Here is a 26,357-nt window from a genome sequence, read left to right as displayed (position 1 = left end):
TCAGAAACTATATATCTAAGCATCCCTCCAGTCGTATTCAAACATTTAGATAAAAAGGAGAGTGGCATGATGTTGGTTCATTTTAAATTATATTTGTCTTCGAATTCAGCAACAGGATCAAAGATTAATGTCAATATAAACCTGAATACGTCCACAAAAAGGCATGATAAGGGAAAATTCGAATAACTAGTGGATAAATACACTGCTTAAAATGACAAAAACCTTAGAATAGTTTTAATTTCATAAAGCTCAGAAATAACATGCTTACGTTGATTAAACGGAAGGGTATGAACTTATTTTCGCTAGCTGGAGAAAGGAAAAATGGAAGGAAAACTGAGAAATTCTGGTATTGGGATAATTGGAAATGTGCCCTGGGGGACGCACTTTTGCCAATTTTACCAGACAAAGGAAGACTTGATGGAGATACTTGTTCCTTATTTCAAAGCAGGGCTTGAGAATAATGAAAATTGCATCTGGATCACGTCACAACTTCTGGAAGTGGAAGAGGCAAAAGAAGCCCTTAGAAGAGCTGTTCCTGATTTTGAGATTTATCTGAAGAAAGGACAGATAGAAATTTTTCCTTACATCCGCGGATACATAAATGAAGGTGTTTTCGATTCGGAAAGAGCTGTAAACGGATTGAAAGAAAAACTAAATCAGGCTCTGGAAAGAGGTTATGAAGGGCTCAGGGTAACGGGGGACGCCTGCTGGCTGGAAAAAGAAGGCTGGACCGATTTTGTTAATTATGAGAATAAGGTAGATTCTGTTATTGAAAAACACCAGATGATATCTTTGTGTTCATATCATCTTAAGATGTGCAACGCAACCGAAATTCTTGACATCGCCTTTAACCACCGGTTCTCTTTGATCAAAAGAGAAGGACTATGGGACCGGATAGAAAATTCCGGGAGAAGAAGGGCAGAAAAAGCAGTTTTTCAGGCTGCAAAAGACTGGGAACAAACATTTGATGCCGTGCCAGATCTCGTAGCCATAATTGACAATGAATGCAGAATTGTTCGTGCGAACAGAGCCATGGCAGCAAGACTGGGAGTGACACAGGAAGAATGTTCAGGATTGACATGTCATCGTGTTATGCATGGGACAGATGAACCTCCCTCTTTTTGTCCGCATAAGCAATTACTTAAAGATGGACTTGAGCGCATAACAGAAGTTCACGAAGAACTTCTGGGCGGCGATTTCGTATTAAGTGTTTCGCCATTATATGGTCCGGATGGAAAAATTATGGGGTGTGTTCATGTTGCCCGTGACATCACAGAGCGGAAAAGAGCGGAGAAAGCTCTAAAAAAAGCACATGAATGTTTGGAAGAAAAAGTTAAAGCACGTACCGCTGAGCTTGAAGAGGCTTATAAGGCCTTAAAGGAAAACGAAGGAAGGCTCTCCGAAGCTCAAAAAATGGCTCATATAGGGAATTGGGATTGGGATCTTGTAACCAATAGATCGTACTGGTCTGATGAAATGTATCGTATTTTCGGGCTTGAACCACAAGAATTCGGTTTAACTTATGATAAAATTTTTAATTATATTCATCCCGATGATCGAGATTACCTTGAAAATTCCATTAAGAGAGCTTTAAATGAAGGGTCCTGTGACAGTGATTATCGGATCATCTCAGATGATGGTGGCGAGCGAGTAGTTCATGCACAGGGTGAAGTAGTATTTGATGAGGAAAATAAACCTATTCTGATGAAAGGAACAGTTCAGGATATTACTGAGCGTAAGAAGGCTGAAGAAGCCCTGGAAAAAATGGAGAGAATCCGAATAAAAGAAATTCACCACAGAATAAAAAATAACCTTCAGGTAATCTCTTCCCTGCTGGACCTTCAGGCCGAAAAGTTCAGGGATAAAGAGGTACTTGAAGCTTTCAGGGAAAGCCAGAACCGTGTAATCTCAATGTCCCTGATTCACGAAGAACTCTATAAAGGGAAAGGAAACGATGCACTGGACTTTTCGGCATACCTTCGAAAGCTCTCTGAAAAACTTTTCCAGACGTATAGCCTGAATGGTAAAAATATTAGCCTGTACATGAATCTGGAAGAAAATACATCATTTAACATGGATATAGCAGTCCCGCTGGGTATAATCGTTAATGAGATTGTTTCCAATGCTTTCAAACACGCATTTCCCGAAAAAAAAGGGGAAATTCGAATCCAGCTTCAAAAAGAAAAAATATGTAATGAAGTAAACAGATCCCTTTTCAGCCTGAAAATTTCAGATAACGGAATAGGAATTCCTGAAGGCATGGAACTGGCAAGTTTCGAATCCCTCGGAATGAAATTAGTAAATACTCTTATTGACCAGCTGTGTGGAAAAATAGAGATTATACGAGCACATGGAACGGAATTCAGAATTACCTTCAATGTAACGGAACGATCACAAATCCCGGTGGGTGTCGAGTAGAAACATCCACACCATAGGGGCCAGATTAGGAATTATACTACGTATTTGCCACTTGCCTTTTTTATGCGCCATATTCCGAGTTTAGTCAAATATCCATAATTTCGATTGTCAGGAGTGCAGAACAAACAAAATGAAATAAATTTGAAATCAATTACCTTAAAAACAGTTTAAGTGGTGTTTCTTAAGTTTAGTTTAGAAGTAGACGGTAGGGTTCGAGTCCCTATTCTCGAGGTCCCTACCTGCGATCCAACCCAAGATTAAGAGGAAACCCTATTACCCTTAATCTGCACATATATAATAACACGGTCATATATATCATGATTGATATGAAAAATTGGTCTTCGCTACAAGTTTCAATATATTTGAATAATTATATTATATTGAAAATTTTAATGGCATTGAAAATGATCAGAACTGGCATAAGAAAAGAACAATAATATGCTTGAAATATTTTACGTCGAATTATTTTTTGTTTGAAACCAATTTTTTGTATAATTAATTTAAAATAATTTATATTACCAGTATATTACGTAGTGGGAAGTAAGATGGGGAAAAATCTACCACATAAAGAATCACCTGGGAGTCGCTGATCCTCTCTTCGAATCGATCTGCTTGGGGGAGCAGGAAGATTCAAAGAGGCTGTATTGGGGGATACGGTACGGATGCAGTGATTCCGGGTTTCTTCTTACGTTACTAATTTTTCTTACAACCGATTTTATTTTTCAGTTGTGTCTGTTGTTCTGCTGTCATATCGCAGGCGCTCAACTTCTATTCTGTCAAACCCGCGAAATATGGCTCCAGTGGCAATTTTTGCATTAGGCCCATTTCACGATGAAGAAGAGGAGTGGAAGGAAGTACGTGCCCGGCTCGATAAGGAGCTTGAGAAGTTTCCCTTGCTTACCCCCATCGTTACAGAAATATTTGGCGGTAAGTACGATGAGGAGAAACTACGCTTCCCTGACAACATAATTCTCAAGCTGCCGGGAAGTCCCTTACACAATATGCCAGCAACCGACATCCGGGATTGGAAGGCAATCCGCGACTGGGAGAGCAAGCTGGCTGCACAGTTTCAACCTCCCTGGCACACTGAAAGAAACGGAAAAATGGTTAAAACTAAAATTAAACTCAAAATTCAAGTTCCAACCCTACAGGACAGTGATCCGAACCTGTGACTTCAGGGTAAATCGGGGCAGTTTTTACAGCAGAGTTGCGGCTCTGCAGTACGCTGTCCTTCTCGCTGTGCTCGAGAGGACTAATTTCAATTTGAGATAATAAGAAAAATGGCTAAAAATAAAATTAAACTCAAAATTCAAGTTCCAACCCTACAGGACAGTGATCCGAACCTGTGACTTCAGGGTAAATCGGGGCAGTTTTTACATTTTCCCGAAGGTTTTCACTGACGAAGAAGTAATCCAGGCGCCATCCAACGTTTCTTTCGCGGGCCCGGGTTCTCAAGGACCACCAGGAATAGTTTCCGCCTTCACTGTTGAACAGGCGGAATGTATCAAGATATCCGGCATTAAGGAACTTATCCATCCAGGCTCTTTCTTCGGGAAGGAAACCCGAGGTGGTTTCGTTTTCTTTGGGTCTTGCGAGGTCGATTTCTCTGTGGGCGGTATTAACATCCCCGCAGATGACAAGCTTTTTACCCTCGGCTCTAAGGACATTTGCATAATCCAAAAAAGCATCATAAAAAGCCATTTTGTATTCCAGGCGTTCCTGAGAGGCTTTTCCATTTGGAAAATAGATGTTCATCAGAGTGAAATTCTCGTAATCGACCCGGAGAAAACGGCCTTCCCTGTCAAACTCCTCAATTCCCATCCCTGTTTCGACTTTTAAGGGTTTTTGCTTTGAAAACGTCCCGACCCCGCTGTACCCGCTTCTTTCCGCAGATACAAAATAATTGTAGTAGCCGGGAATGTTCTTGACTTCCCTCGGGAGCTTTTCCGGGGAGGCTTTGGTTTCCTGGACGCAGACGACATCGAATTTCTGCTCCAGCAGCAAATCCAGAAAGCCCTTTTTCATTGCAGCCCGGAGACCGTTTACGTTCCAGGAAATAAGGTTATAATTTACCGGCATTTTTTACCTCGTTAATTCTTTTTTGTCTCTTTTCTTCGGCTATATGGAGGCCTGAATTTTCGGATAATATCGATATAAAGTTATTCCGGATTGAACATAGGGTCATAGAGCCATAAAGAAGGCATTGATTCATAAGTCATATAGGATAGAGTCCTCTGTCATTATATAGAAACATTTGATTTACTATGAAATTATCCGGAGTTTCAATAAATAAATGCTTCTCTAACCAACCTCCTGCATAAACAGAGTGAAAAAAATAAAATAATACTTCGGATAATTATTAAGAACACATATTTAAGAAAATTCTGAATGCAGCCTCAGTAGAGCTGAATATTAAGTCAAAAAAATAGGGAAGTCATATGGATTTAATAAAAGTTATATGCGGAATGCTTGCGGTTGCTTTTTTGCTGGGTATTTTTACCTGTGGTAGCCACAATGACCGGGCAGCAGTTGCAGAAGAATTCAAAAATGAAACTTTAGGTGAGCCCACCCCAGGGGTGACCGGGGAATCTCTGGCTTCAGAAGAAAACACAACCGTAGAACAGGCTAACCAGGGACCTGCCCCGCCAGACTCTCTTATTCTTGCAAAAGGGGAGAGTAAGATGGCGACCGAGAGGAGAAACATCGAATATAAAGTCAGGGCTACAGCCAGACTTGTTGAGGCACAGGGGGAAAAGCTCTTCCCCTCGTTCAGGGAACCAAAATCCCCCTGGTACAACGGTGACTTCTATGTTTTTGTCTGGGCGATGAACGGGACTCAGGTAGTCTACCCTCCGGACAGGGAACGTGAAGGAGAAAACATGAGCGGGCTTCTGGACGCAGAAGGAAAGCCCATAGGGAAGCTCTTCATAGAGGCAGTCCGGAGTGAAAGTGGCGAAGGCTGGGTAGATTACAGCTGGAAGGAGTCAGAAAGTTCCGAGCCTGCCCACAGGTTTACCTTCGTGAAAAAGGCTACCTTTGAAGGGAGGGCTTATTTAGTCGGTTCAAGTTTCTATTCGGATGACTATATCCTCTGCAAGAACCTGACAGAATGCCCCTATCTCGAAGAGCCGGGAAACATCCGTGTTGCCGAAATGCTGAACCCAGAAGATACTGATAAAAACCTTGACCTGAACTACAGCATAGCTCATTCGGTTATCGAGCCCGGAGAAAATATCGCCCCCCACATGATGAAAAATCCGGAAGTCCATTATATCCTCGAAGGAGAAGGCATCCTCTATATCGATGGAATCCCTGTAGAACTGCAGCCGGACCAGCTCATATACATCCCTGCAGGGGCGATCCAGACGACATACAATACCGGAAACATCACCCTCAAATTCCTGGCCATAGACCAGCCCGGCTGGTCGGAGAAAAACACAGAAGTCTTTGAATAAAATCCAAACTGGTCGAATAGACAAAAAAAATGGTTGAATAAAGTATCCATATGGACAACCCTTAAAGAAACTCCGGGTCACTCTCGTATGTAATGCACATCCCCCAGCTGTCAAGGTTGCCTTCATTTCCTGCTTCCCGGTCTGTAACCTTCAGGGTCCAGATCCCTTTCATCTCTTTGTTTACAGCAGGCAGCAGGAACTCATCAGATTCGGTACTGAAGGTTTTTTTGAGGTCTCTTTTCCCGTATCCTGTTCTGTTATGCAGCACCAGTTCCTCCCCTGACGGTATAACAAGTACGGCTTCCAGATCCCTTATCGAAGGATGGGTAATTTCCAGGGACACGCCAAAGCTTACTATTTTCCCCCTTCTTTCAACCTCAATACTGCTTTCGATGCCTTTGGGATCATTATCAGGCACCTTGAGGAAGGGAAAAATCTCCCTTTTAAGCTCTTCCTTTCCGACCTTCCGTATCAGAAATTTAAGTCCCCAGCTGCGGAAAGAACCCTTATGTTCCCTTGCAAGATCCTCAACTTTCAGATTCCACCTTCCCCAGGCCCGTTCTCCTACACAGGTTTCAAGGGCAGGAACCGACCCCAAATTGTACGTCCTTACAAGGCTCCGGTCCCTTCTGGCTTGCCTGTCGTGCAGGACTATCCTGCTCCCTGCAGGCGTAAACAGCATGAGCCTCAGGTCCCTGAGATAAGGGTGTTCAATATTTACACTGACCCTGATGTCTTTTACAAGCCCATCTGTCGGGACATAAATGGAACTCAGGATTCCGTCAGGGCTCAGATCCGGAATAGGGACTCCGGGAAAAGCCTCTTTTTCAACCAGAAACAGGTCGCCAAGATCTTTCGGCGTTCCAAGGCCTACAGCAGCCCAGGAATTGTTTATAGCCGCGTACTCAGGCCCTTTTTCCCCGTATAGCTGGCGACAGGCGTTCAGGAGGGAATACCTGGCTTCCCGGAACGTCCACCTGCTGAGGGTTGCACTAGAGAGGTATTCTGTAAGAGCGAGGTAATAGATCTTTTCTGCTTTAGCCCTTGAAATCCCTTTGACCTTTATCCCGTAGTGGGTCCCGCCCTTAATGGTCAGGTAAGCAGCTTTATTGAGGATTCCACTGTTCAGGTGAATATACCCTGCCCGGTTCTTATGCAGATCAGGAATTTCGCCGGGAGCAAGCCGCACGTAATTGTCAATGTGATCGGGCTGACCGAACCTTGGAGGATCGGAAAGGTCCCGCAGGGCATCTCCCGGGTGAAAAGGGGTGTAGACTCCTTCCCCTATTTCCCAGTTTTCTATCTTTCCTTCATTTGAGATAAAAGTTGCAAAAACATCTGCAAAAGACTCATCAAGAGCTCCTGCTTCTTCACTGTACACAAACCGGGCTGTCTGGGCGGCAACGGCATGCGTCAGCTCATGAGCCACAATATCGAGTGCAAGCGCCATTGGTCTCCAGCGAAAACCATCCCCGTCCCCGAAAACAAGCTGTTTGTGGTAGTCGCTCCAGAAGGAATTGTTGTAGTTCACTAAAAAGTGAACCGAAGAAACGAGAGGAGAACCTTTATTATCATAACTGTCTCTACCAAAAGTGTTTTTGTAGTAATCGTACACTATGCCCATATTTTTATGAGCTGCCCGGGCTACCTCATCCGTAGCTAACTGATCTTCATGCAGCAGTTCTCCGGGCAGGATGGACTCATTTTTCGCGGTGTAGGTCTTTCGAAAAAGGGCAGATCGGATCTGGGAAAATGTATAAAGCTGCTCTCCGGTATGGGCGTCTATGAAATGGAACTTCCCTGCAAATCCTTCGGCAAAGATGGACTCAACCTGCCAGACCAGATGAAGCTTTTTAAACCTAAACTCTTTCAGGTGAAGCTTATTCAGGTGGAAATCGCTGGTGGAAAGCCGTATTTCACTATCCCTAAAAAGCATAAGCTTTGAACGGGGAACCATTGCAGCCTGTTCCGAACCGATATCTCGGTGGACAATTTCAATGGCTTCTTCTCTTTTGATTTTCGGCTCAAGGGCTACAGGCACCTCTGTCAGGCGAAAGTCCTTGTATGCGATAACCTCGCCGGCAGGGTTTATGTGTACCTGGACCGAACCCTCAAAAACCGGGATGCCTTTTATATGCTGAAGAAAAATAACATGGTGAAACCCGGAAAAATCAGTCTCGGTGGTGAAAAGTTCCAGGCTCTCATCAAGCCCGGGCTGCATGTCCGGAAGCTCCCTGTACTCTTCCAGAAACTTTCTTGCTATTGTTTCAGGATTTCCGGCTGAAGGCTTTGAAAGGGTGCCTTTGACGAATTTGGGAATCTTCATCCGGGAATCCCAGAAAATTTCGGATTCCGGGTCTATTTCCTTTAGTTTCCCGACAGCTTTTTCCTGTTTTTTATTCAGTCCTCTCATATTTGCCACATATCTTAATTTCCCATCTCAGTATATTCCATATTCATCCTGAAGTTATTTATAAGATAATTACGAAAGTTTCGAAAGATTTAGACATACCTGCGTTCTAATAATTCCTTCAAATTGAACTGTTCATATCCTCCGTACTGTGCCGGAAAATCATTGATTGCAAGCCAGAAATCTCCGGTTTCCGGATAGGCCACCATACTCCACATATTTGCTATATGTGCTTTAAACTGCCCCACCGGTTCTTCTGCTTTATAGGCAAAGTCAGGATACAATGCACAAATAGTACAGAGAATATTATTTGTCCAGGAAGGGAAAAAAACGTCGCGGGTCTGGCGGGTATAAGGGTCATAACAGTCACTCAAGATTTTTATTGCGTTTTCAACCGTAATATTGCCAAAATACTTGTGAATCAACTGCTGGTAGCGTTCAAAACGGCTGGGGGCCTGGACATAAAAATTATAAGGTTCTTTCAGGCTGTCCTGCCAGTTTTCGATCGTTGAGATGTCTTTTAGCTGGTTTACCGGGACCTGATCAGCTACCATGTTGTACCCGGAATAACCCATCCAGCCCGGATAACAGTTGGAATGGTTAGTCTGCCACAGGGCTTCAATACCCTGCATAGGGTAGCGGCAGCAGACTTTCCTGGAAGAAGTTTCGACCACGACTGCCTTTTTAGCCCTGGCATCAACTACATGGTAGGCAATCCCGGTACAGCGAGGGTACTCCTGGAAAATCCCGATCGCATCCTCGACTGTCCGCGCATGAGTCAGGAGCAAACGAGTAAATATGGCGATCCCGCAGCCTTTCATACTTTCATGCTGCATGGAATTTAACTGGGTCATCATCGCAAGCCCATCCGCATTTATACCCCCGTCCAGCCCTATCATTCCCGGATAAGTCAAAAAAGCATGCCCAATCCCATCATCGGGATTTGCCACAACCAGCATTCGGTTTTCCAACTGTTCCGGCATATTGAAATTGTCTTCATTTTTCCCGAATATCAATTTTCCATCGCCTCCAGCCCACTCTCCCCAGGCAGAAAAACTGCTGCAGCCCCCACCGGCAGGTTTACTTATATTCTGCCGGGAAGCTCCATTATTCCCGGCTTTACTGACAACAGGATTCTCACTCTTATTCTCGCCCTGATTATCGTCCTGATTATCGCCCTGATTTTTATCCTTCTTATCTCCCTGATTATCACCTTTCCAGTAATCAGGATGGCAGTAAATACACCACTGATCATAATTTGTGTTCCAGAGCATGATCTGTTCAAGGCTTATGTTTATTCCGGCATCTTTGACCCCATCGGCAATTCCGATCATTTCTTCTTTGAATTCCTGCGGTAAAAAAGGTTCAGCTGCCTTTTGCCCCATCCATAAGAGTTCCTCTGCCGTATCAATATCCGAGCCTGTCTGTGCAGCAACATAAGCAGCGGTGGCTAAAAGGGTCCTGTTAACCATCAGGTCTATTTTATCTGCCAGCAAATACCCATGCTGATAACCCATTTCGTAAGCTTTTCCTTTAAGGCGAAGGACTTTTGCCCCTTTTATTTCCTCAAAACAAGCCTTACTAAGAATTTCATCTTTTTTCATGGTTAAATACACGATATTAAAATATTTAATACTGTTCGATTGATTGGTGCAGGTATGTGTAAACAACTTTTCAGGTAAGACGCAGGTCTCTTCTTGCCAGGCTCATTCTGAAAAAAGAGCATAGTGTAAACTATCCAACCACTTATTGCAGTCTTCTTCTATCGTGGATTTTCTCGCAAAGAAAAAATCAGAGGTAAATAAGAATCCTCTTTTGAACCCTCTGTTATTATTTTCAGCAGATAATCCATAGAAAAAGTCAAACAAAAAACATTAATCTCATTCACACTATTCATAATTCCAATGTACAGAACAATCCGGATCCCCCCGGAAAAAGGAGAAGAAATCAGGGAAAAAGCAATTTCCGGGAAATTTCTGGATACTAAAAGAAAAATCCGAAGAATCGTGATTGAGGGAGGTACCTTTCTGGAAATTCCTGTAACTGGGACTGCAGGTGAAACGGTTGAAGGATTCCCTGTTATTGATCAGAAAAGTCCCGAATTTCTAAAGCCTTCAGTGTCCCTCAAAGAATGTCTGAAAACCTCCCTCTCCGAATCCGAAATTGCTCATATCCCCTCTGGCTGGCAGATGCTTGGAGATATAGCAATAGTTAGTATCCCAGACGCGCTCGATGAAAAAAAGCTCCTGATAGCCGAGGCTCTCCTCTCCATGTGCCCGAAGTGCCGGAGCGTGGTCAGAGACTTCGGGATCGAAGGGCAGTTCCGCCAGCCAAAAAGAGAGCTCCTTATCGGCAGCGGGACGGAAACAGTCCACAAGGAACACGGCTGCTTTTTTAAACAGGACGTAACGAAAGTGATGTATTCCAAAGGGAACCTTGAAGAAAGAAAAAGGATGAGCAAACTTGGACAGGGAGAAACTGTTGTGGATATGTTTGCAGGGATTGGGTACTTTTCAATTCCCATGGCTGTCCATGCGCATCCGGAAAAAATCATCTCGATAGAAATAAACCCCGAATCCTTTGCCTACCTGAAGGAAAATATCAGGCTAAACCACGTGGAGGACATTATCACCCCGATTCTTGGAGACTGCTCACAGGCTGCTCCCGAGGGGGAAGCTGACAGAGTTATTATGGGGTATGTGGGAACAACCCACCACTATCTGGAGCCGGCTATAAAAACCCTGAAAAAAAGAGGAGGAATCCTGCATTACCATGAAACGGTGCCTGAAAATCTCGCCTGGACCAGACCTGAAGAGAGGATAAAAAAAACTGCAGGATGCCTGGGGAAAAAAGTTGAGGTCCTGGCAATCCGAAGAATAAAGAAGTATTCTCCGGGTGTCCTGCATGTGGTTGTGGACGCGCGGATTTTTTAATGAAGGTTTTAATAGGGCTTTACCAGGTCCAATAAGGGCTTAATTTTCAGGTTTCGGATCTTAAAATTCTCAGAACCTTCTTTTTGGTGTGAAACGATATCCTCGAGCCATTTCCTTTGTCGGAGATCCTGTACCTATATAGACGTCCATATGTACAATTTTTTCGTAAATGTTCCGCCTGTGGACAATCGGCCACCAGCCGTAAAGGAAAATATGCACCGGTTCCCACATTGCAACCCACCCGATAATAAGAAGCCCCTCAGAGAAAAGGGTGTTCACCAGGCTTTCTTCAAAAGCCGAAAGCAGTCGGATCACGAGCAGGCAGAGGAAAAGGAAGATAAGAGCTATTATAAAGTTCTTTCTCCCCTGATGAAGCAGCCTTTTCAGTTCGATTTCGGCAAGGAGTTTTTTATATGAAAAATGATTTTTTATAGCCTCTTTAAGGTCGATTTCGAGTTGTGCATTGACCTCAGTAGACGGCAGATATATCATGATTTCAAGGGGCTTTTTCAGGGGAAATTCGTCTACAGCGTTATAGAGGTATTCTTCTGCGTCCAGATTAAGCTCTTTTTCGTGAAACGGAGCAGGGTCAAAGGAATCAAAGAGCTGAAGAAAGCTTTTGAGTTCGAGTTCAATCACAGGAATTCCCGCATGTTCCCTGTAAAGAGCTTCCGTCCCTTCACCTGAAAACCTTTTCTCCCTGTCTGCGTCGGTCTCTCTTCTAATAATCTCCCCCCGTACCGTTTGGGGACGAATGCACCTTATTTAAAAATGACACAATATCTTTCCTGCCATGCCTCTTATCCTATAGTTAATCTACCTGAAATCCCTGGTAAATATTGGGCTGGCAAGATATAAACCCTGAGATAAAACCTGAGATAATCCACAAACCAGGAAATCTTCCGGAAAACTGTTTTAATCGAGCTTCTTCCGGAATCAGGAAGCAACAGCTGTATGATAAATGATCTTTCTCTTTCTGGGAAAAGTTTATGTTATAATCCCGTAATTCTCCGGTCTAAATCAAAAGCTGGCCACGGCAGACATAATAGCCTGATGGAGTTCTTTTGGATTCTTAGAGCTGATCATCACTCTTTTCCCGGTGATGAGTTTCAGGGTTACAACGAAACTTGCTCTTTTGGAAAGGGGGTTATCTTTGTAATCCTTCCCTGTAAAAGGGTCATATGCCTGAATCCTGCAATCTTCAACCACATAAATTGGAATTTTTTTAAATGAAGGGTTCAGAGGTATTAAACGGATGTAGATTCCATCTTTTCGGACCTCTGTGATATGTTTTGTATAGTAGAACAGAAGAGGGAAAAATACCCCAAAGACAAACCAGAGCGCAAATAAGTAGATGTCCGGAATATTCTGGACCCCGGCAGGTTTTCCGAAGACCAGGCTGTAGACCTCGACATACCAGAGTAGAAGGGCAGGATAGAGAACAGAAATCAGAAAAATGTTATTATGCAGATCCTGTACTTCTCGAAAAATTAAACATGTTTCCGGATGCTCCATAGCAACACTCCCTATAGCGACCTGACCAGACACATGCCCTGATCAACATATTCCTTACATTACTTCTCAGGCAGGTGTCTTATTATATGAAGCAGGCAACTTACACGTACTCAGCAAATCAAAGTAAACACATTCAAAGTAAACACATTCAAAGTAAACACATTCAAAGTAAACATATGTCGTACCTTAGTTAACGCCGTGACTTTCAAGAAAACTTATTAAAGGAGTAAGTTCCTGCCGCTGGGAACGTTTTTGACTGGAAAGGTCTTTGATTGAAATCTTTCTATTTTTCTCTATCAAAGCGGGGTAAATAAAGCTTCCGAAAAAAATGGGAGTTCTATATCATTTTTTATTTAAAAACCCAGGAATTAATAAAAAAATAACAGAAGTAACGAATCACTTTAAAAAAATATTAATATTTATTCCAAAACTAAAAAACAGTATGGAAAAGTTTATAAATAAAAAGATCAACCGGATTTTTGCAGGACTTATAAGACATTTAAAACTCGAACATTCCGATATACTGGAATGAATAATATGAAATGTTTGAACCAAAAAAATTAAAACTAAAAAAGTTCGGACTGAAATGTTTGAACTGAAAAAAACTTATCCGGGCTTCTGTTCATTTATTGCCCTGCTAACTGCTTCTGAAAGTTTTACCGGGACCAGGGAACCAATCATTCATTTTTTACTTTACTCCCTTCCCCAAATTCAAAAAAAATTTAAAAAATGGAGAATATGGGACTTAAAACCCGAGTTTCTCCATTTCCTCCAGCACAGCTACACTGAAATCCGTGAAATTCTGAATTCCACCGGTCCAGGCAGCAACCATCATAGCGTCTGAAATTTCAGCTCTTGTGGCTTTGAATTTCTTAAGCCTTTCAAGGATTTTGACTGCGCTTTCTATGTTGTTATTGGAACAAGCAATAGCAAAGACCATAAGGTGCTTCTGCTTCATGGAAAGCCCGCCTTCCCTCTCAGCCCAGATAGCTTCATAAAAGCCGGCAAGCCCTTCGCCAAAATCCTCATTTATCTTCTCAGCGTAAACAACAGACCTGGGCATAAAGCCCTTTACTTCCTTTATTTCCTGGATATTCTTCCCCATAATAATCGATATGTGATAGGAAAGGATCAGATATAACAGTATCTCTTAGCAGCATTTTGATCAGCCCCCCTGAAAAAAAGTAATGTTAATCATCCAAATGGGTCTTCTTGAGCTTAGCTCTCGACTCTACTATAAAATAGTCTGCTTGATAAAGTAGTCTGCTTGAGCGAGCAAAGCGAGCGAAACAGACCGCGTACTCCCGAGGCGCAACTCGGGTAGTAAAGGTTTACACTCATTAACCCCATATTGCCGGGCAGACACGACTAAGAGGTAAAAAATGCTGTACCGCAAGTTAGGAAAAACAGGCGAAAAGGTCTCTATTCTGGGCTACGGCTGTATGAGGCTCCCAGTACTCGAGGAAGCGCCGGAAAAAATAGATGAAAAGAAAGCAACCGAACTCCTCCGCTATGCCATCGACCACGGGGTAAATTACGTTGACGCTGCCTATTCCTACCACGGCGGGATGGGGGAAATTTTCCTGGGAAAAGCCCTTTCTGACGGTTACCGGGAAAAAGTCCATCTGGCGACAAAGCTCTCCTGCAAGCGCGTAAACCGTAAGGAGGACATGGACCGCTTCTTAAACGAGCAGCTTGAAAAGCTCCGGACGGACTGCATCGACTTCTACCTCCTGCACGCAGTAAAGAAAAGCTACTGGGAGAAAATGAAGAAATTTGGGGTTATAGAGTTCCTGGAAAAAGCTCGGGAAGCCGGGAAGATCAAATACACCGGTTTTTCCTTCCATGACGAACTTGAGGTTTTCAAGGAAGTCGTGGACGCTTATCCCTGGGACCTCTGCCAGATCCAGTTCAATTTCCTGGACGAGGACTTCCAGGCAGGAGTCGAGGGACTTAAATATGCAGCTGGAAAGGGGCTTGCCGTCGTTATCATGGAGCCTCTACGCGGCGGAAATCTTGCTTCAAAAGTTCCGGAAGAGGCTAAAAAGGTCTGGGACCGTGCCGGAATAGAAAGAACTCCTGCAGAATGGGCTTTCCGTTATCTCTGGAACTATCCCGAAATCAGTGTCGTCCTGAGCGGGATGTCGGGACCGGAGCACCTGGAAGAAAACCTGAGAATTACAGAAAAAGGGTATCCCGACTCCCTTTCAGCCGAAGAAAAAAACCTGATCAGAGAAGTTAAGGAGATCTACAAAGCCCGGATCAAAGTCAACTGCACAGGCTGCAAATACTGCATGCCCTGCCCCTCGGGAGTAAATATCCCGCGGAACCTCAGTTACCTTAATGACGTTTTTATGCTTGACGACGTGGCAAATGCCAGGTTCCAGTATGGAGTCCTGCTGTCTCCTGAAGAAAAAGCCGGGAACTGCGCTGAGTGCGGGGAGTGTGAAGAGGTCTGCCCTCAGAATATCAGGATACGGGAAATGTTGAAGGAAGTAAGGGATTATATGGGGGAATGAAGGAGAGTGGAGGAATGAAGGAAAGTTGGAGTTTTTTTGCATTACTTCACTTTTTATTTGAATTTTCAAATACCCATGTCCTTCATGCGGAACCTCTGACTTCAATTGATTCACAGGAAAACTCCATTTTACCTTCGGTACTTAAAGCATTAAGCCCGGAGGAGGTCTCTCTCAGGGAACGCATGAAATCAGCCCTGATTCTTGCCATCATTTCCTCGGGCCGCGTGCAGCAAAAGAGGATTGGATCGCCTCCAAGGATCCGGACGTAACCTTTCTTCTCCATACCCCTGAGGATGCCGTAAACCTTGGCCCTCGGAACCCCGGCGGCTTTGGAAATTTCACTTGCCCTTGCCTGGCCCAGGCAGACAAGAACGGCATAAATCTTTGCTTCATTTTCGGTAAAACCTAGCTTCTGGAGATTTTTAATTAATTTCGAACTCATGTTTAGTCTCCTGAAGAGATAAAAGGCCGAGAATTCGCAACTCCCGGTATTTCATCCATTGACCCCCGTTACTTCATCCATTATTTCTCAGTTCTCCGGTTCAAAATTTTACACATTTCAATCCACTTTCCTGCAGCCTGCAGTTGCTGGCTGCTAGAGTGATCATACTTCAGTTCTTTACTCAAACTGCTGCTGCAACTGCTGCCAAACTTGCCGCCCTTCTCTTCTCCCGGCGAGTATCCATCATTACGATAAGGGGTGGGAAGACCACGAAGGTGACAAAGATTGCCAGACAAACATCAATGACCGTCACAAGCCCGAAATTGCTCAGAATGGGGAAGGGAGAAAATATAAGAGCCGAAAACCCGAAGACCGTTGTAGCTCCCGAAGCTATCAGAGCTGAACCGGTGGTGGTTACTGCCTGGTTAATTGCGCTCACCGGGTCGAGACCGTTATCTTTTTCCTCAAAGTAACGTTCCATCATCAGGATGGAATACTCGGACCCGACTCCCAGGATCAAAGCCCCTAGCACTGCGGTCATGGGGGTATAGGCGATATTCAGCCCTGCCATGATGAGTCCGGACCAGCCCACCACAATAAACATAGGAATTATTGGGGAAAGGGCTTTTATTGGGTCCCTGTAAACCACGATCAAACCCATCAGAACAAGCCCTACACCGAGCATGGTCATAAGTGATCTACCGCTCGTAAGGGCGACGACTATGTCAATCATCGCTACACTTTGGCCGGTAATAACGACGGAAACACCAGGAGGCAGCTGCATCCACTGTATATCTTCCTGGATAATATCCCGCAGTTCTTTAATGCCTGTTATCTCGATATTCTCCATGGCTTGTCCTATATCAAGGTCAATTGTAAGCAACTGGCTCCCTAACATATACTCTTGTTTCTGGCTGTCAGAGATTTCATCGTATATTGCCTGTATTTCCTCAGAGGTTTCAGGAATTGTACCGCCGTTTTGCTCCTTTACAAGGTCTACAATACTTGTGGCCCCATTTACGTGGCGCCGGTTTGTGACCTCATGCTGACTAAACTCATCTATCCACTTCAGAATTTCCGGGTCACTGTTATCCTTTACTCTCAGAATGATGTTGAAATGGTCTCCACTCCCCGGAAGCAGGTCCATCATTTGCTTATAATTTATAAGGGAAGGCATGTCCTGTGGAATGAAGGAATTTGTGTCGGTCTGGATGGGAACTGACCGGTCTGCATAAAGCCCCGCAAAACATGTAAGCAGGGCAACTACAAGGATAATCTTTGAATGCCTTATGGTAAAGTCAGCGCTCTTTATCAGAGCGTTTTCAAGGGCTTTGGCTCTCTCAACTTTTGCCGATGGAATGTTTGGGGGAGGATTTTCGGTTTCGCTTTCTGCTGTTTTCTGTTTAAATCGCCTGAGAGGGCTCTTTTTGGAAACCCAATCAAAACTATACAGGGTTACTAGTCCGAAAAAGAGTGCAGAGAGGTAACACATGACGATGCCTATCAGGAGTAATATTCCAAACTCCTGTATCATTGGCACAGTGGATGTAAAAAGCGAGACAAAACCAAGCGATGTCATGATAAGAGCAATCAGTACGGCGGGAGCAGTGTGTTTTGTGGTGAGAATGAGGGCTTTTTTTGAACTGTTTCCAGCCCGGATTTCCTCTTCCATTCTGTTATGGAACTGAATAGCATAGTCAATTCCTATCCCGATAAGTACCGGAAAAGCTGCCATGGAAACCATTGTCATGGGCACACCACTATATCCCATAAACCCGAAAGTAAAAAAAACCCCAAGCAACACAACCGGAAGGGGCAAAAGTCCCCACCTTACATGCCTGAAGACCAGAAGAAGCACGATAACCATCAGGATGGAGGATATACCGAGCAACACCCCCATACTCTGGGTCATCTCATTGTCGATGTCAATCCGCAGGGCAGGGGAACCGGTGACAATGAGGCTATACCCGGGAGGAAAACCAGCTTCGTTGAGAGAAGGGTAAAGGGCATTAAGAATATCTTCTTTCTGCTGATCAGTTGAGCTGCCTGCAATCTTTATTACTATCATCATATGAGTCTTGTCAGGTAGGAGAGTTTCGAACAAGGATGGCTGGCTATTTATCAGCTCCTGAACCCCCCGGTCCGAATCGGGGATCTTCGACCTTCCGGAGACTTGGTAATTTATTTGATTTATCAGGGTTGCAGGACTTGTAACTGACAAAACTCCCGGGACAATCAGCATCTGCTGCTCCAGCTTATCCGCAGCTTTCATTACGGCTTCGGATGCAACCTCATTTCCCTGAATCATCACTACAATGCTGTCGGTCTCAAAGTTTTTCTTGTAGAGTTGATCATAGTTTTTGTATAGTTGTGTGTCTTTAGAAACATAAGTTTCCGTCCCGGAAGCCATCTCGATCAGCTGTGCTCCCTGTAAGGAAATAATGACAAAAAGGATCAAAGTGACAATTATAGCTGGACGGCTACTCTGGATGAAAACACCCAATTTTTCGAATATGTTTTTTATAGCGGTACCCCCTTAAAGACTGAATTTACTCTTTATCTGGAACGTTTTTCATTTTTCAGGAAAAAATCCATGGCCACGGCTTTCAAAACAAATTTTCCATGAAAATTATTCGAATCATTTCCCAGTACCTTGCTTTCTACTCAGGAAATTCGGTCTGGATTTGCTTTACGTTCTCAAAAAATCAGGTCAGATTATTTTTCACAGGATCCCATAAAAGTGCCTGCAGGCCACAGCTCAAAAGAGAGAGGCACCAGAGTTTTAGGGGTGTGTAGAGATTCAGCCGGAACAGAATGCAGGGATCAACTTTCCGCCGGCTCTTTCGGGTTTGCAGTACTGTTTTAATGTATCCTCAATGTATCCTTAATTTTTTTTGATGCCCGGGTTCTTAATACCCCCTGCTCCTGCAAGCACTTCTTCTACATTTCTGCGGGTTCTCTGTTCTGTAGACCCTCTTTCAAACATCCCTCCTATTTATTTCAGGCATTTTTCCCCGGGGATCATTCCTCTCCACCCAGTTTGGAATCGATTTTCTTCATGATCCGTACTTCCGTTTTCAGGCAGGCTTCATACTCTCTGAGATCCTGCTCGTCAAGAAAATCCATGATAGAAGCATGAACTTCTTCCATTATTCCGAGGAGAATCTCATGGTACCTTGCTCCTTTTTCAGTTAGGGATACCAGAACTTTTCTCCGGTCTCCGGGGTCGATTCTTCTCTTAACGATTCCTTTTGTTTCCATGGAATCTATCATTCTTGAGAGGCTGCTCCTATCTAGGTTCATGCACAGGCCGAGGTATGAAGGAATGATTTCCCCAATCATGCCGATTATCAGAATAACCGTTGGCTGTTGTTTGCCGAGCTTTTCGAGCTCTTCAAATCTGGCTCTGGATATTTTTTGAGAGATATCTCTTTCAAACAATTTATTGAACAGCATTGTCCTTTCCAGCATCAGTAGCCGGAATTCTCTTATTCTGTTGTCATTTAACATGCTTCCTCCAAGACGCCACATGTGTAACTGCAGAGCAGATCAAAGGATACCATAGCCAGATTACGTCGTCGATCTATAAGCGCCTGAGGATTTACTTTAGTTTCATACGATGAAAACTTACTGTTTGAGAACAATAACTGATGTAATTACCAATAATTGATATTTACAACAATTTGGTTGTATGATATTTAAGTTTATCGAATTTATATAAAAATCCGATAAAAAAGTAATTAACCCCCTGCTTAATCGCCCTGATTAATCGGAAGATATGCAGGACCATCCAAACCTGGAAGTTTTCTATTACCTCTTTTACTTCCTGCAGGGCTGGAAGCTGTCTCGTCTAGCATGCAAAAAAGACTGACAGATAGGTTCATGCAACTATTAAGAAAGTAAGATACCATGGAGAAATGTCCAATGGTTAGAGAAATAATATTTCCTGAACCCGAACCTCATAAAAATCCACATGTTAATATAAAGTGCCCTTGCCAGCTTGTCTGGAGACCGAACAAAAAAAACAGAAAAGATAAAAGAAGCAATGAGTTCTCGATTTCCCAGATCACTTTGATATTCAGTCTCTTGCAGGTGCCACAAGTTGTATTTGCTTGCTGGCTGGCTTTTTTTCTTTTTTCTTTTCCTTCTTTTAGGGAAAGACCTCTCCTGCGTCGAGCGGGAAAGGACGACACGATATAGTGAATATGGTTGTGTGGGCAAAAATATTGAAATTTAGTCCGCTTGAGCTCAGCAAAAGGGCTTAAATCTCAAGTTCCTGGCCGTCAATCAATAAGCTCTCAGCCACGGCATTTCCATATTTGTCAACAACAACCTTTACATCGACTCCTTCTTCCCCTCCCCACTGTTGACGTTCTATCTCAATACCCCTGCCTTCGGGGACAAAATAGCTCTCAATGCCATATTCGACCCTGAGTTCTTTAATGCGGGGTTCTTCAGCTATAAGCCCGTCTCCGTCTTCTTCCCAGTCATAGATCAGCTGTTTTACCGTGCCTTTGATATAAAGTTCATTATCAGGAGGAGTGCTGTAGATCTTTTTGGGCACCCCGTACCCGTCTTCCACTGCCAGTGCCAGGTATACCCGGTCATTATACTCAAAATGACGGTCTTCAGCCGGGATCTTTTCCAGATCAAGGATGCTGATCTCGTAATTCAGGATCACGTAGTCCCCCCTGAAAAGGTCTCTCGGATCTACAGGTTCGGTTTTAAGCAGAATTTCTTTCCCGGTCTTCAGGGTATATTCTTTGAAGAGGATGAAACCCGAAAAGATCAGGAGCCAGAAAACTATCGTGAGATAAAAGATCTGCTTCTGTTTCATTTCCTGACCCCCCTCGCTTTTGAAAAAGCTGCAGTTTCAAAGCCCTTAAAGCTAAGATAGCTGCTTTTTATTGTTCCTTTCATCGTTCCTTTCATCGTTCCTTTCATCGTTCCTTTCATCGTTCCTTTCATTATTCTCCTCCCGAAAACTGGACCTTAAGCTCCCTTCTCTTTCTTTCCAGCACCAGACTTATGACCAGCAAGACAAGCCCTCCCAGCATGAAAAATAGTGACCTTGGAAGCAGTTCCCAGAAGAAGTCGAAATATCTCGCAAAAATAATGAGAACAAACCAGAACATCGAGGTATTGATGATCCATATATTTTCGGTGCTGTACCCGGCATACAGGAGCAGGGTCAATAATCCAAGGAAGATGATGTTGAAAAGGACCATGTAAGTTTCTTCCGATGCAGGGATGTATATTGTTGTGAGGGTGATCCCGGCCATCAACAATGCAACTATGGATATACTCAGATCTGCCTGAAAACTTTTAAGCTTTTCCCGAAGTGATTTTGGGAGCAGGACTGCCAGGAAGATAATTCCAGGGATGGCGTAAATAAAAGGAATGATTTTGTCAGGCTGGTATTCCCCAAGCTTGAAGGTGTGTGCGAATAAGGCAAAGAGTGCAGCCTGTAGCCCCATAAACTTAAACGGGGTTTCGGCATGTTTTACTTCTTCTGCCAGTCCATGCAAAACCCCCAGGAAATAGATGGAAATGCCTGAGATAAGATAGAGGTCCCAGATACTTATCAATTTATCAAGGTCCGGACTCTCCCGGTACAGCAAGCTGACCCAGAGATAAAAAAGCAGGGAACAGAGTCCGGCAATTGGAGCGGACCGGTAGCCGTAGATAAGGGGAAAAACTCCGAGAATCCAGATCAGGACAAGGGTGCTGTTGTTGGCGTTTATATTGTAGATCTGGGCAATTAAAAACAAGCTGGCTCCAAAGAGCAGGGTTGAGAGGAAAATAAGGGCAGAACCCAGCCGGAAATATTTCTGCTGCTCGTATTTTAAACGATAACCCGCATAATGTACACCCACCGTAGTTCCGACAAGCAGCAAAACCTTGACCATGCTCCCGATTTTTTCCCAGTTGGAAGCCACAAACAGAATGGCACCAAGGCCGATTAAAACAGCCCCTATGGTCGAAAAAGCAACGATTTGTTTTTTTGACCTGCGCTCCCTTTTATACCCCGCAAGATCTTCCTTCATCTTTTCTGCCTGAGCGTGATCAATGGTGCCTTCATCCAGCCATTTCAGGATAAGGTCTTCATCGAACATATGGAAAGTATATCAACAGGTTCTATATACTTTTTTCAGGCACAACCCGAAATTTCTGCCTGCTTCATGCCTTCTCCTTGTCTTTACTTCATATCCTTGCCCTAAAAAATGTCGAATCGAAAAGCTTGAATCGCAACTCTTATATGTATATGAAACCTTGAGGTCATCGAATTAGTTACATATGAAACTAAATTAAAATAACCTTAATCTCAAAAAATCCTCCCAACATCGAAAAAAGAGGAGAAACTATGGAAGATCCACGAGAAATCTGCGGTCCTATCGCACATATTTACCGAAGCAACCTGGCATATATGGGAAGGGAGCTTGAACCTTACGGGATCGGGAGCGGACAATTTGATTTTTTAATGGTTTTATACCGGAGGGACGGAATCTCCCAGGAAACCCTTGCAAGGGCCCTGAAGGTAAGCAAAGCCACGAGCACAAGAGCGATTAGGAACCTGGAAAAAGAGGGGTACGTGTACAGACAGGTCGACGAAGCCGACCGCAGGGCTTACAAAGTTTACCTGACCGAAAGGGGAAAGGAAATGAGAGGGGTTATCCTGGAAAAACTGCTGTTTTTTGTAGATTCCCTCCTTTCTGATTTCACCCCGGAAGAAAAAGAAACTTTCAGGCAGCTTGTCCAGAAGGCAGCACTTAACCTCTTCGAACCCGGGTTCGAACCTCCGGAAAAGCCGGAATCAGCGAAATAAAAACGAAACGGAAGACTCCGGCATGGAAGAAAAAAGTGAATTTCTGGGAAAAGAGAGCATAAAGAAGCTCCTGTTCAAACTTTCAACCCCTGTGATCATAGGGATGATAGTGCAGGCTCTCTATAATGTTGTAGACACCCTTTTTGTGGGGAAGGCATATGGGGCAGAAAGTGTCCAGGCAATAGGAGGGCTTTCAATAGCTTTTCCAATCCAGATGATTATCATGGCTTTTGGAATTGTCCTTGGGACAGGAGGGTCTTCCATTATTTCCCGCGCCCTTGGGGCAAGGGAAAATGAAAAAGCCGAGCGAACTCTGGGAAATGTTTTTTCCCTGAGCTTGCTTCTCAGTATACTCATTGCTGTCCCCTTCCTCCTTTACCTTGATCTGATTCTGGAAATCTTCGGGGCCACGCCCGGAATCCTGCCCTATGCGAGCGAGTACCTTGAATACATAATTGCAGGAGGGCTTTTCTTTGTCTTCGGAGTCGCAGTCCAGCACATCGTCAGAGCCGAAGGGAATGCACGCCTTGCAATGAACGCCATGCTGATAGGAGCAGGCATCAATATTCTCCTTGACCCTCTCTTTATCTTCAGCTTCGGAATGGGAGTAAAAGGAGCGGCAATTGCAACCGTTATCTCCCAGGCTGTGAGTTCCGGCTGGCTGCTGCATTACTGCCTTAAAGGAAAGGGAGCCGTGCACTTTAAAGCCGGAAACCTCAAACCGAACCTGAAAATCATAAAAGAAATAGGAGCTATAGGGCTCGGATCTTTTGTTATGCAGGCTTCGAGCAGCCTTATGATGATCTTTGTGTACAATGCCCTTGCAAACCATGGAGGAGATGTTGCAATTGCTGTTTTTGGGATTGTAATAAAGATCAATTCCTTCATCTTCCTGCCTCTCCTGGGCATGTCCTTTGGGCTGCAGCCGATTGTAGGATTCAACTACGGGGCAAAAAAGTTCGAAAGGATAGTAGAAGCCGTAAAACTTGCTCTTATTGCGACAACGTCCTTCGGGCTCCTTGGCCTGCTTACCATCTATCTCTTTACAGAGCAGCTTCTCGTGCTTTTCAGCGCCGACCCCGAATACCTGGCTGTTGGAAAACATGCTGTAATGATCATGCTGATGGGAATGCCTCTGATAGGCCTGAACGTGGTCACGGTAACCCTTTTCCAGGCTCTCGGACAGGCAAAACCGTCTTTTCTTCTCTCTCTCAGCCGGCAGCTTCTTTTCCTGATCCCGCTTGTGCTTATTTTACCGAAGTATTACGGCCTGGACGGGGTCTGGGCAGCTTACCCGACTTCGGACCTCCTCTCTTTCATGCTCTCAGCATTTCTGCTTTTCAGGGTATACCGGACTTTTAAAAAACATTCAGCCCACGCGGGGACCGGCACGGGGAAAGAAATGGCGGTTTCCGGGGGGTTTGAATGAAGTCTTATACGCTGAAATGAAGATAGGAACTTTCTCTTTTCCCTTTCCCCTCCTCCCTTTTCTATCCTCTTTCTCTCCTTTCCTCTCTTTCCTTCTTCTTCCTCCTCCTTTTGACCCTATCCTTGAAGAGTTTCAGTTTACGGATCAATCCTCAGAACCATTGTTTCAAAATCAGTTTGAACCTCAATCACATACATTTTCTATCAAACAAATTGAGGTGACGGGAAATGAACTGCAGTGAATTGAAAGAGGGTCAGGTTCTTGTTTGCGAAGGGTGTGGTTTTGAACTAAAAGTGGTAAAAGCGTGTGGAGAAACCTGTTGTACTACTGATGCCTGCTGTACAGGCAACATAACGTGCTGTGGGGAGCCGATGAAATTAAAGCAATAAGCATAGAGCAGAGCATATAGTAAATAAAAAAGAATTGTAACGGATACTGAAAGAGGAAAATTATCTGAGTTTTTCTTTTGAAGCTGCATTTTTAAAATGCTTTTTCCCTGCTGTTTCTTTGCTTTTTTCTTTTTTCCAGCAGACCTTGCATCAGCATAATTGCTGCGTATGAACTGAAAAACCAGACCACAAGGGCGATTCCAAGAGACAACCCCCACTTCCCAAGGTGCTCCATGCAAAAGGTGGCAGTGAACACGCAGATGGTACAGCCCAGCATCCCTGCACTGGCTCCAAAAGCAATGTCAGCTGCCTGCTCGGAGTTTCCAAAGTGCCCTGCCATAATCACAGCTGCGGCCATTACTGCAGGAAAAGCGGCAAAGATCCCTGCAAAGGACTTCGAAGGCACGAGCTGGAGTACTACATAACAGGCAGCGACAGCCAGACCCCCGAAGATGAACCTCAAACTCAGATCTCGAATATCGATTTTCATTAGCAACCTCGCGATTCCGGACTTGTTTTGATTTCCATTGGTTTAGTCCTCGTTTGATTTTTTTGAAGATATTTTCCTTGACTGATTTTTCACTTTTTCAAAACCCGAACCATGTAAAGTAAATAAGCGGAGCGAGCAACGCCCATAAGGAAAGGGCATAAGCAAGGCCCTTTTTCCACCCATACCTGAGAGTAAAACAGCTGGCAGCTAATGCACAGCAGATGTCTGCTGCCATTCCCACCAGTGCTCCTTTCGAAAGCTGCTCGGTCACGGACAGCAGTTCGTTTCCTTTATATTCCAGGCTCAGACCCACGACTGCTGCAAGGTACACTGCCGGAAAGGCAGCAAAGATTCCCCCCAGCTTACCCCCGAAAGTCCGGGCGATCAGAGTGGAAGCTAAAACCGCACTTCCCCCGAACAGGAAGCGGAGGAATAAAGAAGAAGGATCGATGTCAAACATGATGTTTCTGTCCCGAAGAACTGAACGACCTTTGTTGATATTTGGATACCCACTGATACCGGGATACCATGCAATGAACTTTATTTTTCCCTGCCGTACTTTCCCCTGATCTCGGATTCTTTTAAGACTTTTAGCCCCAGTCCCTCCAGAATTTCGGAGATCCTTTTTCGGTCCGCACTTTTCATGGATTTCCGGTCAAAGTAAGCAAATTCGGCATTTGATTTCTCAACCGCCTGCCGGATAAGAGCTTCGTCCACGAATTCCAGCTGGTACTTGGGGAAATTATGCCCGAAAGAGACAGCGGTTTCAAGTAAAAGCCCGGTCTGGCGCATGGCATAGTGTCCGCCTCCGAAACCTACCGCTGTCGGTACTTTTTCCAGGGAGACGGCAAGGATGGCACGGGCAACGATTTCCCCTGGAACCGGTTCTTCCCACTGCCCCTCGGTGCTCCCGATTTCGGCATAGAGGGAGGGCACAGTTAGCTCGGTTGGCCCATGATGGGTTACTTCCAGAGTTACATCGTAGTCCAGTCCCTTTGCTTCGGCAAGCCTTTTCATCTCCCCCAGTATGGATTTCATAGCCGGAGGAGAGGAGACTGCAAGCTCTCTCGGGTGCCCCCCGAGCCTGGCTTCGTTCGAGGGATTTCCTGTGCAGTGCACGGTCAGGGACTTTACCTCCTCCTTGCTCCTGTGCTTGGAGGCAAAAATAATCAATTTAGCAGGAAGCCCGACAGCTTCCAGTTTTTTATCAAGCCCGTCCTGGAAAACATGGATTTCCTCGATATCTACAAGCCTGAACTTCCCGTCCGCAGACTCCCGGGCAGCGGAGAAGCCGGATTCAGGCGGAAGTTTGAGATCTTTCCATTCCCTCAGTTCCAAAAGATGAGTTTTGATGTTCTGGCTGGCAAGATCAGGAGCAGAACAGATGATGGTTATTTTTGAATTATTCACATTTTCTGGATTTATATCTGTCATTGTCGGATCAGTCCGGTTTTCTTCTGAATTTATCCTGAATCTATTCTGGACTTTCGTTCTGAAACATTTTCGTTCAAAAACAATTGCCTTTAGAATT

Annotated in this window: 23 protein-coding genes; 8 read left to right on the top strand and 15 right to left on the bottom strand. The window is 44.4% G+C overall.

What is annotated here, in order from left to right:
- Window positions 1-321: 321 nt before the first annotated feature.
- Window positions 322-2,418, top strand: a complete 2,097-nt coding sequence (locus tag MSSIT_RS09440) for an MEDS domain-containing protein (protein ID WP_052721591.1) — start codon at window positions 322-324, stop codon at window positions 2,416-2,418.
- Between the two features lie 791 nt (window positions 2,419-3,209).
- Entirely contained in the window at window positions 3,210-3,590 is a 381-nt protein-coding gene (locus MSSIT_RS09435; RefSeq protein ID WP_052721590.1) for a hypothetical protein, read from the top strand.
- 130 nt (window positions 3,591-3,720) lie between these two features.
- On the opposite strand, the gene MSSIT_RS09430 is transcribed toward MSSIT_RS09435, so the two are convergent.
- Entirely contained in the window at window positions 3,721-4,497 is a 777-nt protein-coding gene (locus MSSIT_RS09430) for an exodeoxyribonuclease III (RefSeq protein ID WP_048171910.1), read from the bottom strand.
- A gap of 359 nt (window positions 4,498-4,856) precedes the next feature.
- On the opposite strand from MSSIT_RS09430, the gene MSSIT_RS09425 reads away from it, so the two are divergent.
- Complete coding sequence (locus MSSIT_RS09425) at window positions 4,857-5,873, top strand: cache domain-containing protein (RefSeq protein ID WP_048171909.1); 1,017 nt, start codon at window positions 4,857-4,859, stop codon at window positions 5,871-5,873.
- 61 nt (window positions 5,874-5,934) lie between these two features.
- Here MSSIT_RS09425 and MSSIT_RS21215 read toward each other — a convergent pair whose 3' ends face one another.
- Both MSSIT_RS21215 and MSSIT_RS09415 read right to left on the bottom strand, forming a co-directional pair.
- Complete coding sequence (locus tag MSSIT_RS21215) at window positions 5,935-8,286, bottom strand: M4 family metallopeptidase (RefSeq protein WP_148705276.1); 2,352 nt, start codon at window positions 8,284-8,286, stop codon at window positions 5,935-5,937.
- An 89-nt stretch (window positions 8,287-8,375) separates the two neighbouring features.
- The gene (locus MSSIT_RS09415; protein ID WP_048171906.1) at window positions 8,376-9,887 is read right to left on the bottom strand and encodes a C45 family autoproteolytic acyltransferase/hydolase; all 1,512 of its coding nucleotides are present in this window, start codon (window positions 9,885-9,887) and stop codon (window positions 8,376-8,378) included.
- A 300-nt stretch (window positions 9,888-10,187) separates the two neighbouring features.
- Between MSSIT_RS09415 and MSSIT_RS09410 the strand changes: the two genes are divergently transcribed.
- A complete protein-coding gene (locus MSSIT_RS09410; RefSeq protein WP_048171904.1) occupies window positions 10,188-11,216 on the top strand; it encodes a class I SAM-dependent methyltransferase in 1,029 nt (342 codons plus the stop codon).
- Window positions 11,217-11,285: 69 nt separating this feature from the next.
- Here the strand turns inward: MSSIT_RS09410 and MSSIT_RS09405 are convergent, their stop codons facing one another.
- The 3 genes from MSSIT_RS09405 to MSSIT_RS09390 form a co-directional block, all read right to left on the bottom strand.
- Complete coding sequence (locus MSSIT_RS09405) at window positions 11,286-11,855, bottom strand: hypothetical protein (RefSeq protein WP_048171902.1); 570 nt, start codon at window positions 11,853-11,855, stop codon at window positions 11,286-11,288.
- Between the two features lie 381 nt (window positions 11,856-12,236).
- The gene (locus MSSIT_RS09400) at window positions 12,237-12,731 is read right to left on the bottom strand and encodes a DUF6141 family protein (RefSeq protein WP_222702755.1); all 495 of its coding nucleotides are present in this window, start codon (window positions 12,729-12,731) and stop codon (window positions 12,237-12,239) included.
- A 745-nt stretch (window positions 12,732-13,476) separates the two neighbouring features.
- Window positions 13,477-13,836 carry a carboxymuconolactone decarboxylase family protein gene (locus MSSIT_RS09390; protein WP_048171898.1) on the bottom strand — a complete coding sequence of 120 codons (360 nt, stop codon included), beginning with the start codon at window positions 13,834-13,836 and terminating at the stop codon, window positions 13,477-13,479.
- Between the two features lie 277 nt (window positions 13,837-14,113).
- Here MSSIT_RS09390 and MSSIT_RS09385 point away from each other — a divergent pair, with 277 nt between their 5' ends.
- Window positions 14,114-15,250: an aldo/keto reductase gene (locus MSSIT_RS09385; RefSeq protein WP_048171896.1), complete on the top strand. Its 1,137-nt coding sequence runs from the start codon at window positions 14,114-14,116 to the stop codon at window positions 15,248-15,250.
- An 82-nt stretch (window positions 15,251-15,332) separates the two neighbouring features.
- Here MSSIT_RS09385 and MSSIT_RS09380 read toward each other — a convergent pair whose 3' ends face one another.
- The 6 genes from MSSIT_RS09380 to MSSIT_RS09355 all read right to left on the bottom strand — a co-directional run bounded on the left by MSSIT_RS09380 (window position 15,333) and on the right by MSSIT_RS09355 (window position 21,808).
- On the bottom strand, window positions 15,333-15,692 hold the full coding sequence (locus tag MSSIT_RS09380; protein WP_048171895.1) for a TrmB family transcriptional regulator: 360 nt from the start codon (window positions 15,690-15,692) through the stop codon (window positions 15,333-15,335).
- A gap of 181 nt (window positions 15,693-15,873) precedes the next feature.
- A complete protein-coding gene (locus MSSIT_RS09375; protein WP_048171892.1) occupies window positions 15,874-18,216 on the bottom strand; it encodes an efflux RND transporter permease subunit in 2,343 nt (780 codons plus the stop codon).
- Between the two features lie 497 nt (window positions 18,217-18,713).
- Complete coding sequence (locus MSSIT_RS09370; RefSeq protein WP_048171891.1) at window positions 18,714-19,202, bottom strand: MarR family winged helix-turn-helix transcriptional regulator; 489 nt, start codon at window positions 19,200-19,202, stop codon at window positions 18,714-18,716.
- Between the two features lie 751 nt (window positions 19,203-19,953).
- Entirely contained in the window at window positions 19,954-20,529 is a 576-nt protein-coding gene (locus tag MSSIT_RS09360) for a GDYXXLXY domain-containing protein (protein ID WP_048171887.1), read from the bottom strand.
- Window positions 20,526-20,660 carry a hypothetical protein gene (locus MSSIT_RS25285; protein WP_269430820.1) on the bottom strand — a complete coding sequence of 45 codons (135 nt, stop codon included), beginning with the start codon at window positions 20,658-20,660 and terminating at the stop codon, window positions 20,526-20,528. The genes MSSIT_RS09360 and MSSIT_RS25285 overlap by 4 nt, the downstream gene beginning before the upstream one ends.
- The gene (locus tag MSSIT_RS09355) at window positions 20,660-21,808 is read right to left on the bottom strand and encodes a DUF2157 domain-containing protein (RefSeq protein WP_048171885.1); all 1,149 of its coding nucleotides are present in this window, start codon (window positions 21,806-21,808) and stop codon (window positions 20,660-20,662) included. Before MSSIT_RS09355 ends, MSSIT_RS25285 begins: the two co-directional genes overlap by 1 nt.
- Before the next feature lie 248 nt (window positions 21,809-22,056).
- Here MSSIT_RS09355 and MSSIT_RS09350 point away from each other — a divergent pair, with 248 nt between their 5' ends.
- From MSSIT_RS09350 to MSSIT_RS24080, 3 genes are all read left to right on the top strand, one after another.
- On the top strand, window positions 22,057-22,518 hold the full coding sequence (locus tag MSSIT_RS09350; protein WP_048171883.1) for a MarR family winged helix-turn-helix transcriptional regulator: 462 nt from the start codon (window positions 22,057-22,059) through the stop codon (window positions 22,516-22,518).
- Between the two features lie 22 nt (window positions 22,519-22,540).
- On the top strand, window positions 22,541-23,947 hold the full coding sequence (locus tag MSSIT_RS09345; protein ID WP_048171882.1) for an MATE family efflux transporter: 1,407 nt from the start codon (window positions 22,541-22,543) through the stop codon (window positions 23,945-23,947).
- 227 nt (window positions 23,948-24,174) lie between these two features.
- Entirely contained in the window at window positions 24,175-24,336 is a 162-nt protein-coding gene (locus tag MSSIT_RS24080) for a hypothetical protein (protein WP_187151907.1), read from the top strand.
- A 91-nt stretch (window positions 24,337-24,427) separates the two neighbouring features.
- Here the strand turns inward: MSSIT_RS24080 and MSSIT_RS09335 are convergent, their stop codons facing one another.
- From MSSIT_RS09335 to MSSIT_RS09325, 3 genes are all read right to left on the bottom strand, one after another.
- On the bottom strand, window positions 24,428-24,826 hold the full coding sequence (locus MSSIT_RS09335; RefSeq protein WP_048171878.1) for a DUF3147 family protein: 399 nt from the start codon (window positions 24,824-24,826) through the stop codon (window positions 24,428-24,430).
- A gap of 97 nt (window positions 24,827-24,923) precedes the next feature.
- The gene (locus tag MSSIT_RS09330; protein WP_048171875.1) at window positions 24,924-25,286 is read right to left on the bottom strand and encodes a DUF3147 family protein; all 363 of its coding nucleotides are present in this window, start codon (window positions 25,284-25,286) and stop codon (window positions 24,924-24,926) included.
- Between the two features lie 80 nt (window positions 25,287-25,366).
- The gene (locus MSSIT_RS09325; RefSeq protein ID WP_048171873.1) at window positions 25,367-26,260 is read right to left on the bottom strand and encodes a D-aminoacyl-tRNA deacylase; all 894 of its coding nucleotides are present in this window, start codon (window positions 26,258-26,260) and stop codon (window positions 25,367-25,369) included.
- Window positions 26,261-26,357: the final 97 nt, after the last annotated feature.

The sequence above is a fragment of the Methanosarcina siciliae T4/M genome (genome assembly GCF_000970085.1).
In the GTDB taxonomy this organism is placed as follows: domain Archaea; phylum Halobacteriota; class Methanosarcinia; order Methanosarcinales; family Methanosarcinaceae; genus Methanosarcina; species Methanosarcina siciliae.
Note: the sequence above shows the minus strand (reverse complement) of the source record. Positions and strands in the feature narration are given on the sequence as shown.